Source organism: Pseudomonas abietaniphila (assembly GCF_900100795.1).
In the GTDB taxonomy this organism is placed as follows: domain Bacteria; phylum Pseudomonadota; class Gammaproteobacteria; order Pseudomonadales; family Pseudomonadaceae; genus Aquipseudomonas; species Aquipseudomonas abietaniphila.
The window spans coordinates 92,751-103,292 of sequence record NZ_FNCO01000001.1; the positions used below are offsets into that span (position 1 = coordinate 92,751).

At 61.6% G+C, this 10,542-nt stretch carries 9 protein-coding genes; 8 read left to right on the forward strand and 1 reads right to left on the reverse strand.

What is annotated here, in order from left to right; all coding sequences use genetic code 11:
• Positions 1-11: 11 nt before the first annotated feature.
• The gene (locus BLS87_RS00400; RefSeq protein ID WP_074749437.1) at positions 12-1,757 is read right to left on the reverse strand and encodes an OPT family oligopeptide transporter; all 1,746 of its coding nucleotides are present in this window, start codon (positions 1,755-1,757) and stop codon (positions 12-14) included.
• A 223-nt stretch (positions 1,758-1,980) separates the two neighbouring features.
• Between BLS87_RS00400 and BLS87_RS00405 the strand changes: the two genes are divergently transcribed.
• The 8 genes from BLS87_RS00405 (at position 1,981) to BLS87_RS00440 (ending at position 10,399) form a co-directional block, all read left to right on the forward strand.
• Entirely contained in the window at positions 1,981-2,865 is an 885-nt protein-coding gene (locus tag BLS87_RS00405) for an amidohydrolase family protein (protein WP_074749438.1), read from the forward strand.
• Positions 2,865-3,203: an L-rhamnose mutarotase gene (rhaM, locus tag BLS87_RS00410; protein ID WP_208605121.1), complete on the forward strand. Its 339-nt coding sequence runs from the start codon at positions 2,865-2,867 to the stop codon at positions 3,201-3,203. The genes BLS87_RS00405 and rhaM overlap by 1 nt, the downstream gene beginning before the upstream one ends.
• Before the next feature lie 63 nt (positions 3,204-3,266).
• Positions 3,267-4,325, forward strand: coding sequence for an L-rhamnose/proton symporter RhaT (rhaT, locus tag BLS87_RS00415; RefSeq protein ID WP_074749439.1), 1,059 nt, complete (start codon positions 3,267-3,269; stop codon positions 4,323-4,325).
• A gap of 42 nt (positions 4,326-4,367) precedes the next feature.
• Positions 4,368-5,138 (forward strand): L-rhamnose 1-dehydrogenase Lra1, encoded by a 771-nt coding sequence (locus BLS87_RS00420; protein ID WP_074749440.1) that lies wholly within the window; start codon positions 4,368-4,370, stop codon positions 5,136-5,138.
• Positions 5,139-5,659: 521 nt separating this feature from the next.
• A complete protein-coding gene (locus BLS87_RS00425) occupies positions 5,660-6,238 on the forward strand; it encodes an NUDIX hydrolase (protein WP_074749441.1) in 579 nt (192 codons plus the stop codon).
• A 347-nt stretch (positions 6,239-6,585) separates the two neighbouring features.
• Complete coding sequence (locus BLS87_RS00430) at positions 6,586-7,155, forward strand: sigma-70 family RNA polymerase sigma factor (protein ID WP_167362021.1); 570 nt, start codon at positions 6,586-6,588, stop codon at positions 7,153-7,155.
• A 59-nt stretch (positions 7,156-7,214) separates the two neighbouring features.
• The gene (locus BLS87_RS00435) at positions 7,215-8,909 is read left to right on the forward strand and encodes a multidrug ABC transporter permease/ATP-binding protein (protein ID WP_074749442.1); all 1,695 of its coding nucleotides are present in this window, start codon (positions 7,215-7,217) and stop codon (positions 8,907-8,909) included.
• Positions 8,910-9,070: 161 nt separating this feature from the next.
• Positions 9,071-10,399 carry a lysine N(6)-hydroxylase/L-ornithine N(5)-oxygenase family protein gene (locus BLS87_RS00440; protein WP_074749443.1) on the forward strand — a complete coding sequence of 443 codons (1,329 nt, stop codon included), beginning with the start codon at positions 9,071-9,073 and terminating at the stop codon, positions 10,397-10,399.
• The last annotated feature ends 143 nt before the right edge of the window (positions 10,400-10,542 follow it).

The following is a 10,542-nucleotide window of genomic DNA, read 5'->3' on the forward strand; positions in this document are numbered from 1 at the left end:
TGTGATACCCGTTACAAGCCCTTGAACATTTCCCAGAACGACGCCCCGACGCCGGTGATGCTCTCGCCCGCAATCAACCCTGCCGCTGCGGTGATCGCGAAGCGCTCGGTCACACTGGGCCAGCGGCGGCTCACGATCCAGGTGAGTACGGCGCCCAGTCCCATCATCATTGACGTGGAGGCGGGCAGCACGAATGCCAGCCCGAGCGCTGCAGTGCTCGGCAACCACCGCGCGAGACGTTGCGGCAACAGGCTGTCCAGCGCCCCCAGCAGCACGCCAAAAAACGCGCCGACGAAAATCGCCCAGCGAATCTGTGGCGACAGCGATCCCAGCCCGTGGGTCAACGTTTCGGCGACGGCCTTCCAGGTGGCGACGGCAGGCGCGGGCCATTCTTCGGTGAGCAGCATGTGCTGCGGGTCCGGAATCAGTGCCAGATACACCGCGACCCCGACCACGCTGCCGATAAAGATCCCGATGCATTGGGCGATCACCTGTTTTTTCGGCGTTGCACCAATGGCCAGCCCGACCTTGAAATCGTTCATCAGGTCAGTGGATTGACCGGCCGCGCCGCCAGCGGTGTTGGCGCTCATCAGATTGATCGGTACTTGGCCGGGTGCAATGAGGCCGAAGGTCAGTTGCGAGAGCTTGCCGATGGCGCCAATCGGCGCGATCCCGGTGGCACCGACGACGCGGGCGGCGACCACGGCCAGACAGATCGCCAGCGGAATGCTCAGCAGCGCCATCCACAGATCGATGCCGAACAACGCCGCCTGCAAACCCACGACCAGGGCGATGGACAGCACCAGGCCGACGGCAGGTCCCGGCGAAAAAGGCGCGCGGGCGCGGGGTGTGCTGTTGGCCGTTGCCTTTTTGGGCGTTTGAAACAGGCGGACGCCCAGGGCGGTCAACGTCGAACACACCATCAGGCTCACGCCCGGCCACAGTAACCATTCCACCAGTTTGGCGAATTGCGGACCCTGGGCATCGGGCGCAAGCATCACCCAGCCCTGATCGATCAACCAGGGTGCGAGGCCGCCCCACGCCAGCAGCGCACCCAGCAGCAGGGTCAACCCGACACGAATGCCGATAATGCCGCCAAAACCGATCAGCAACAGTGACGGGTCCACCGTGAAGGTCAGGCGTTCCAGTTGCGCGGTGGGCGCCCAGCGCGGGATTGCCCAGACAAAACCGTCGACCCATTTGACGGCTGCGGACACCAGCGCGGCGCTGAACAGCACCTTGATCCTCACCACCGCTTCCTGTCCGTGGTGGTAGATGTGCTGCAAAGTTTCCAGCGTCGCCATGCCCTCCGGAAACTTCAGACCATGATCGTTAAGGAGGGTGGGGCGCAAATACCAGGCGATCCAGATACCGAGAAAACTCACCGAAAACACCCAGGCCATCATGGGTATCGGGTCGAGTTGCTGGCCGGTCAGCAGCGTATAGGCCGGAATGGGCGCGACCAGTCCTCCGGAGATGATCGATGCAGCCGCCGAGGCCACGGTCTGGTTGATGTTGCTCTCATGCAAGGTCCACGCAGGTTGATGCGTGTTGCGTCGGGCCAGGCTCTGCCAGACGCCGAATCCCACCAGCAGCGCGATGATCGACATGTTGAACGACCAGCCGATTTTCAGTCCGGCGTACACATTCGACGGCGTCAACAGGATGCCCAGCACGGCGCCGGTCAGCACCGCGCGCAGGCTGAGTTCGCGTTCGATACGGACAGTGGACAACGGCGTGTCGGCGTAACGGCCCATGGCAAATCCTGTGCAGGAAGGGAAAGCAAGTCCTGAACAAATGAGCCCTGTCGGCCCGGAAGGTTCAGCGCGAGCAAGGCGTTTACGTGACAGTGGGCCTCAAGCACTGATCAGGAGGCCGATACCTTGCGGGTATCACTGCTAACCCAAATTCGATTAGTCATGCATCGCAGCCCGTCCTACAGTCCATCGCCAATAACAACAAATTTGAATGGAATCGGGCATGACTGCCGTTGACCGATACACCGGCCCCATCATTGACAGCCACATCCATCTTTTCGACGCCTCCCGCGATGAGGGCATTCCCTGGCCCGAGCCCGGCCACCCTTTGCATGGGGTCGCGCTTGCGGCGGACTATTGGGCCCTCGCCGAAAAACACCGTATCACCGGCGCCATCGTGGTCGAAGCCAGTCACTGGCGGCTCGACAATTTCTGGTTGCTCGAAAGGGTGCGACAGAGCCCGCACCTGCTGGGCTTTATCGGCAATCTTTCGCCCTTCGACGCAGCGTTTCACGATGACCTGAGCCGTCTGGAGCGCGAGCCGCTGTTCCTCGGTCTGCGTTACGGCAACCTGTGGCAGCGCGATGTGCTCGACGACCAGACCCGGCCCGGTTTCATCGAGGCGATGCAGCGTCTGGCAGCGACCGGTCGAACGCTGGACAGTGCCAACCCGGACCCGCGTCTGATCAAGGGATTGATCAGGCTGAGCGACGCCGTGCCAACGCTGCGGATCGTCGTCGATCATTTGCCTAGCGCATCGGTACCTGGCGAGCACTGGGCCGATTTTCAGCGTGACGTGTTGGCGCTGGCCGAGCGGCCCAATGTTTTCGCGAAGCTTGCGGAAATTCCCCAACAGGGGAACGAGGGGCTGGTAACCGATCCTGCGTTCTATCGCGATCGGCTGGCGTATTTGTGGGACGCCTTCGGCGAAGACCGCTGTTTCTTCGGCAGCGACTGGCCTAACAGCAATTCCGTTGCCGACTTCGACAGCACCGTGAATCTGGTCAGGCACTGCATGGCCGACAAGCCGTTGGCGGTCCAGGAGAAGTTCTTCCTGCGCAACGTCGCCCATGCCTACTCATTGCCTGTCCTGCAGGGAGCCCGCTGATGGCTGTCCGCGCCTTTCGCATGAACCTCAATCCTGGCCAGGCGGAGGAATACCGCAAGCGTCACGACGAGATATGGCCAGATCTGGTCGACGCATTGCGCGACGCGGGCGTGTCGGATTACCGGATCTATCTCGACCCCGACACGCTGGCCTTGTTCGCCGTGCTCACCCACGACGATGAGCATCGTCTGGATCAATTGCCAGCGCTGGACGTCATGCAGCGCTGGTGGCGGCACATGCAATCGATCATGGCCAGCCACCCTGATGCTTCGCCGGTCAGTGTTGAGCTGCTGCCGATGTTCACGCTGCAGGCCCGCCCCGGCGTTGAGCGAGGCTGAGCAAGCCGTGCTCCAGGTGGGCCCGGGTTCTCCAAAAAATCTAAAAACAAAAGGACATGAGACGTGGAAATCATTCTGCTGGGCGTGCTGCTGCATTTCATCGGAGGTTCGGCCTCGGGCAGTTTTTATATTCCTTACAAGAAGGTTCAAGGCTGGGCCTGGGAAAGCTACTGGATCACCGGCGGGCTGGCGTCCTGGCTGATCGTGCCGCTGATTGCCGCGCAACTGACAGTGCCGGGGTACGTCGACATCCTGCGTCAGGCCGACGGCGCCACCTTGTTCTGGACGTACCTGTTCGGCGTGTTGTGGGGCATTGGCGGGCTGACCTTCGGCCTGACCATGCGTTACCTCGGCTTGTCGCTCGGGATGTCATTGGTCATGGGGCTGACGTCGGCGCTGGGCGCCTTGATGCCTGCGCTGTATCGCGACCTGTTTACCGACGCCAAAGCGGGCACGTTGAGTGAGATGATCACCAGCGCCAGCGGAAACTGGGTGCTGTGGGGCGTTGCTGTGTCGCTGGTGGGGATTGCGCTGTGTGGGCGTGCGGGGGTGTTGAAAGAGCGAGACGTGTCCGAGGAAACCAAGTTCGCCAGCATCAGCGAATTCTCGTTGAGCAAAGGTGCGCTGGTGGCGGTGATCTCCGGTGTCCTGAGTGCGTGTTTCAGTTACGGCATCACGGCGGGCCGGCCGCTGGCGGAAGCGGCGGTTCAGCACGGCGCCAACAGCCTGTTTCAAAACAATGTGACCTTCATGGTGATCATGTGGGGCGGGCTGACCACCAACGCGATCTGGTGCCTGTGGCTCAACCGACGCAACCGCAGCTTCGGTGATTACACCAACACGCAGACGCCGCTGCTGCGCAATTACCTCCTGGTGGCCAGCGCCGGAACCCTGTGGTTTCTGCAGTTCTTTTTCTACGGCATGGGCGAGAGCCGCCTGCACAACGACGCCAGTTCGTGGGTGCTGCACATGTCGTTCATCATCATCGTGTCGAATTGCTGGGGCCTTTATTTCCGCGAATGGCAGGGCACGACAGCCGCGAACAAAGGCGTGCTGGTGTCGGGTATTGCGGTGATTCTGGGGGCGATCGGCATGGTCGGTTATGGCAATTATCTGAGCTGAGTCCGGGTCAGGTTTACCCGTTCATTTTTTGAGGAGTTTTCTATGTTACTGGCAGGCAAAACCGTAATCATCACCGGCGCATCCCGTGGCATCGGACGCGCTGCGGCAAAGGAATGCGCAAGGCAGGGCGCTCGCGTGGTGATAGGTCACAGCGGCAGCGAGCAGGGCACCGAGGCTGCACGCAGCCTGATCGAAGAGATTGCTGCGTTCGACGGACAGGCCATCGAAGTGGGCAGCGACGCCGCCGATCCGGACACAGGGGACAGGCTGGTCGCCGGCGCTGTCAATGCGTTCGGCAGTGTCGACGTGTTCGTCAACAACGCCGGGATCTGTCCGTTTCATTCGTTTCTCGACATGCCCCGCGAGGTCTACCTGAAGACCGTCAACACCAACCTCAACGGCGCTTATTTCGCGGTGCAGGCAGCGGCGAACCAGATGAAGAATCAAGGCAAGGGCGGGGCGATCATCGCCGTCAGCTCGATCAGTGCCTTGGTGGGCGGCGGCATGCAGACCCACTACACCCCGACCAAGGCAGGGCTGCATTCGTTGATGCAATCCTGCGCCATCGCATTGGGCCCGTATGGCATTCGCTGCAATTCGGTGCTGCCCGGCACCATCGCCACCGACATCAACAAAGACGATCTGGCCGATGAAGAGAAACTGGCCTACATGACCTCGCGGACGCCTTTGGGCCGTTTGGGCGAACCGGACGACGTTGCCGGCCCGATCGTGTTTCTGGCCTCAGACATGGCGAAGTACGTGACCGGTGCGTCGCTGCTGGTGGATGGCGGTTTGTTTGTGAATCTGCAGTAGCGGAGGCGCGGCGTTTGATTCTGGCCGCAAGCCGTGGGCGCGGAGTAGCTCGCGATTTGGCGCGCAGCGGCAGTGAATCCTGCAAACGCGATCAGCCTGGCACACCGCGCCGGATGATTTCAGGACCGCTGCGCGCTCCATCGCGTCCGTCGTAACCTCCGAATGCTCCCACGCCCTGCGGGCAGAAGCGGGATTGCGGTGCTGGCGCGCAGCGGCAGCAGATTCAGACACCGCGGTTTGTCTGACCTGTCGCATCACACGCTCGCCCGCGAAGGCCGGTGCTACGCCCTGCAGGCAGAAGCGGGATTGCGGTGCGACCTCGGGCTCTTGATTCTGGCCGCAGGCCGTAGGAGCGCGCTTGCTCTGGGCCGCACTCGGACGATCTGGCGCGCAGCGGCAGCAGAATCAGGCACCGCGGTGTGTCTGACCTGCCGCATCGCAAGCTCGCCCGCGAGGGCCGGGGCTGATAGGGTATTCCGGATTTCGCACTGCACCGATGCTCCCCGCACCTAAGGACCTCCATGCCCTCCACACCGATCCGCATCACCGACGAACAGACCCTCTCGGACAACTGGTACGTGCTGAAGAAATACAGCTTCGAGCTGCAGCGCCGCGATGGCAGTTGGCAGTCGCAGACCCGCGAGGTGTACGACCGTGGCAACGGGGCGACCATCCTGCTGTACAACCTGGAGCGCCGTACTGTCGTGCTCACCCGTCAGTTTCGGATGCCGGCATTCGTCAATGGCCACAGCGGTTACCTGATCGAGGCCGCTGCCGGTTTGCTCGACAACGCGAGCCCGGAAGAGCGTATCCGACTGGAGGCCGAGGAAGAGACCGGGTACGTGGTCCGGTCGGTGAAGAAAATCTTCGACGCGTTCATGAGCCCCGGTTCGGTCACCGAGCGCATTCACTTTTTCGTGGGTGAGTATCAACCTGCCGACCGCGTCAGCGATGGCGGTGGCCTGGAGGAGGAGGGCGAGGACATCGAGGTGCTTGAATTGAGTTTCGAAACGGCGATCGCCATGGTCAAAAGCGGAGAAATCGCCGACGGAAAAACCATCATGCTGCTGCAATATCTGGAGCTGCGTTTGATGCGATGAAAGCTGCCCTCAAGGGATAAACAGCGGTCTGTCAGATCGGGCCCATCCTGCGAAGCACGTCACAGTAAGCGTTGACAGCTATCAGCCCCGGCTTATTTTTTTGACCGAAAAAAAAGCGCTCCCACCTCCTGATCGCCACCTCGTCAAAACGCGGTGTCGCTCCATCTAATGCCTGTAAATCAGCGGGTTATAGCTCGTTAGCCATCAATTAGCCGCCATCTGGTGGCCCTCCGAAAGACCCCGCCCTTATACCGAAAGTTTCACCAATCGGTAAAATTTCTTACATTGCAATGAGAATCGTTTGCGTTATCCTTCGCGTTCTTTCGTTACCAAGGATGTCGAACAAGATGGATTTTCGTCCTGCAATGAGCCAGCCGACACGGCTTCGCTCCACCTGTGTGAACGGGTCTTGCGTATCGATTGATCCTCGTCTTGATGCGCTGATGGGCACCTACAACACCCATCGGGAAGGGCTGCTGCGTCTGGCGGCAAAATTCCTTGGCTGCCGTGCCCGCGCCGAAGATGTGGTGCAGGATGCTTTCGTGAAAATGCTCGAAAGCGACCTGGCCTCCACCGAACCTGCCCGCTACATGTTTCGGGTGGTGCGCAACCTCGCCATCGACCGTCTGCGTCGCCAACGCCTTGAGCGCAACCACGGCGCCGAAATCGAGCTGGACGAGCAGCCACGCTTCGAGGTGTCGCCCGAGCGTGTGCTGGCCGGACGCGAGTCGCTCAGCCAGCTGGTCGGCGCCCTCAACGAGCTGCCCAAACGCATGCGCATCGTGTTCAACCTCAGCCAGATTCAGGGCTACACCCAGCGCGACGTCGCCAAGGTCATTGGCACGTCTCCAACGATGGTCAACTTCCTCTTGCGCGACACCCTGTCTCACTGCCGCGCGCGGCTGGGCGAGATCTAGGCGTCGTCGATTCACACTTTATGTTTTTTGTTTTTTGCTTCCACTGCCCGGAGTCATCCATGAAATTAGTTCGTCTGGTCTTCCAGCAATACCGCTGGCCACTCGCGATGGTTCTGCTGCTGAGCATCAGCAGCGGCCTGTTGAGCGTGGGCGTGATTGCCTTCGTCAACCAGCGCATGATCAGCACCCACGACGGTCTGGGCACCGCGTTGTGGCAGTTCGGCCTGATGCTGTTGCTGCTGCTGGCGCTGGCGTCCGGGGCGTCGCTGTCGCTGACGGCGCTGGGGCATCGCTTCGTCTACGGCCTGCGCCGGGTGATGGTCAAACGCCTGCTGGACACCCACATCGAACGCATCGAATCCATTGGCGGGGCGAAAATTTTCGCCAGCCTGTCGAGCGACATTCGTGCCGTGACCATGGCGTTCGTGCAGTTGCCGGACTTGATCTACGGCACCGTGCTCAGCGTCGCGTCGTTCAGTTATCTGGCCTGGCTCTCGCCGTCTTTGTTCATCACCACGCTATGCTGGATGGCTTTCACGCTGGGCGTCGGCTGGTTGCTGGTGGGCAAGCTCAACGCCCACATCCGTGCCTTGCGCGAGTCGGAGGACACGCTGTACCAGAGCTATCAGGGGGTGATCGACGGGCGCAAGGAGCTGACCCTCAACCGCGACCGCGCCCGTCGTCTGTACGAAGAAACCTTCGACGTGGCAGCCCAGCGCTATCGCGAACATTTCACGCTCGCCGACCGGTATCACGGGCTGGCCAGCAACTGGGCGAACATCATGGTGCTGGGCACTATCGGCCTGGCGTTTTATCTCGCCAATGGTCTGGGCTGGGCACCGACCGAAGTGGCCGCGACCTACGCGCTGACCGTGCTGTTCATGCGCACGCCGCTGGTGCTGGCGGTGGCCGCCATCCCGGCGCAGATCTCCGGCCGCGTGGCGCTGGACAAAGTGGAGTCGCTGGCGCTGGCCGAGCACCACGACAGTTTTGAGGTCGCCCCCAGTCACATCGTCGGCCACTGGCAGACCCTGGAATTGCGCGACGTCGAGTATCACTACCCGGCACAGGGCGACGAACCCGGGTTCGATGTCGGTCCGGTTAACCTGACCCTGCGCCGTGGCGAAACCGTGTTCCTGATGGGCGGCAACGGCAGCGGCAAATCCAGTCTGGCGCGCCTGCTCAGTGGCCTGTATCGGCCCTCAGCCGGCTCAATCCTGATCGACGGCCAGGTCATCGGTTCAGGCGACTGGCTGGCTTATCGTCGCCTGTTCGCCAGCGTGTTCACCGATTTCCATCTGTTCTCGCAACTGCTGGGCGGCGACGGCCAGGACGCCGAAGCCGCGCACATCGACCATTGGCTCGATCAGCTGCACATGAAGCACAAGGTGCAGATCGGCGAGGGTCAACTGCTCGACACGCGTTTCTCCCAAGGTCAACGCAAGCGTCTGGCGTTGTTGCTGGCGTTGCTTGAGCAGCGCGACATCCTGCTGCTGGACGAATGGGCCGCCGACCAGGACCCGCTGTTTCGCCGGTTTTTCTATCGCGAGCTGCTGCCGATGTTCAAGAAGGCCGGCATCACCGTGTTCGCCATCAGCCATGACGACCAGTACTTCGACCTGGCCGACCGGCTGGTGAAGATGGAGTCCGGTCAGCTCAGCGAATTGCAGGGCGATCGTCGCGACAACGCCAGCCGGGATGCGGTGGAAGAGATCGGCGGCGCGTACGCCATGAAAACCGTCAAGGCTTTGTAAGTTTTTCATCGGCAAAGACTAAACAGCCAGAGGGCTCAGGCGTCTTTGTAATGATAATCACTCTTACTCATTCTTGATGCCCGTGAGCGGCCCAAGCGTCTGTGGCAACGGTCACGCACCCGCTGGAACTCACGGCGCATCGCTCCTAACGAGAGGGAAGCATGGAACTCGTCTACGACTACATCGGCATTGGTTTCGGCCCGTCGAACCTGGCTCTGGCCATCGCCACCCAGGAGCATGCACTGCGCAGCGGTCTGGCGCCCCAAGTGTGTTTCCTCGAAAAGAAACCTGCCTTCAACTGGCACGAAGGCATGCTGATCGACGGGTCCACCATGCAGATTTCCTTCCTCAAGGATCTGGTGACGCTGCGCAATCCGGCGAGCCGTTTCACCTTCGTCAATTACCTGAAGGAACGCGGCCGTCTGCAGGATTTCATCAACCTCAAGACGTTCTTCCCGACCCGTGAGGAGTACACCGATTACCTGACCTGGGCCGCTTCGCACTTCAACGAGCAGGCGCATTACGGTGAGGAGGTGATCTCGGTCGAACCGCATTTCGAGGACGGTCGTTTCGTCGCCGTCGACGTGCTGTCCCGTGGGCCGGGCGGCGGTGTTTCCCGTCGCCGTGCGCGCAATCTGGTGTTCGGCATCGGCGGCATTCCCCAGGCGCCAGCGGCGTTCGACGGCATCGACGACCCGCGGGTTCTGCACTCGGCAGGGTATCGCGGCGGCATCGAGCGCTTGCTGACCAATCGCCCGGGCCCCGTGCGTGTCGCGGTGGTCGGTGGCGGTCAGAGCGCGGCGGAAATCTTCGAAGACCTCGCCAGCCGGTTCGACAACGTCGAGGCCAGCCTGGTGATTCGCGGCAGCGCGTTGAAGCCGTCGGATGACAGCCCGTTCGTCAATCAGATCTTCAACCCGTCGTTCACCGACACCATCTTCAATCACAGCGAAGAACGCCGCGACGCGTTGTTCGCCGAGTTTCGCAACACCAACTACTCGGTGGTCGATACCGACCTGATCGAGACCATCTTCCAGCGCCTGTACCAGCAGAAAGTGCGCGGCGAGCAGCGTCACCGGTTGCTGACCAACCGCGAAGTGGCGCACGCCGAACTCAGCGCGGGGGGCATCGAACTGTTCCTGCGCGATGCGCCTCATGACCAGATGCACAGCGAGACCTTCGACGTCGTGGTGTTGGCCACCGGCTACCGCCGCGACTATCACCTGGAGCTGTTGGCGGGCGTACAGCCTTACATTCAAGGCGCAAACGTGGATCGCCACTACCGCCTGCCGCTGAGTGCGGGCAGCGAGGCGGGCATCTTCCTGCAGGGCTGCTGCGAGGACAGCCATGGCCTGAGCGACACGCTGCTGTCGGTACTGGCCGTGCGCTCGCAGGAGGTGGTGGAGTCGATCTTCGCCGAGTACGAACAGCCCTGTTCGAGCCGACCGGCGCAGACCCATGAGCGTGTGGCGCTGAAACTGGCGCGTTGATTCACATGCGCTAAGCCGGACCTGCACGCCAACGCGTCGCACCGGTGGCCGTTCGCGGCCACCCAACCTTTCTCACAACGTTGCGGATGAGGCCCGTTTGGCCGTCCGTGGGTTGAGCCTTGCCGAAACAAACAGGTGAAAGC

Coding starts and splice junctions, on each gene's coding strand:
- BLS87_RS00420 (WP_074749440.1), top strand. CDS start 4,368: ATGTTACTGGCAGGCAAAACCGTAATCATCACCGGCGCATCCCGTGGC.
- BLS87_RS00435 (WP_074749442.1), top strand. CDS start 7,215: ATGAAATTAGTTCGTCTGGTCTTCCAGCAATACCGCTGGCCACTCGCG.
- BLS87_RS00425 (WP_074749441.1), top strand. CDS start 5,660: ATGCCCTCCACACCGATCCGCATCACCGACGAACAGACCCTCTCGGAC.
- BLS87_RS00430 (WP_167362021.1), top strand. CDS start 6,586: ATGGATTTTCGTCCTGCAATGAGCCAGCCGACACGGCTTCGCTCCACC.
- BLS87_RS00400 (WP_074749437.1), bottom strand. CDS start 1,757: ATGGGCCGTTACGCCGACACGCCGTTGTCCACTGTCCGTATCGAACGC.
- BLS87_RS00405 (WP_074749438.1), top strand. CDS start 1,981: ATGACTGCCGTTGACCGATACACCGGCCCCATCATTGACAGCCACATC.
- rhaM (WP_208605121.1), top strand. CDS start 2,865: ATGGCTGTCCGCGCCTTTCGCATGAACCTCAATCCTGGCCAGGCGGAG.
- BLS87_RS00440 (WP_074749443.1), top strand. CDS start 9,071: ATGGAACTCGTCTACGACTACATCGGCATTGGTTTCGGCCCGTCGAAC.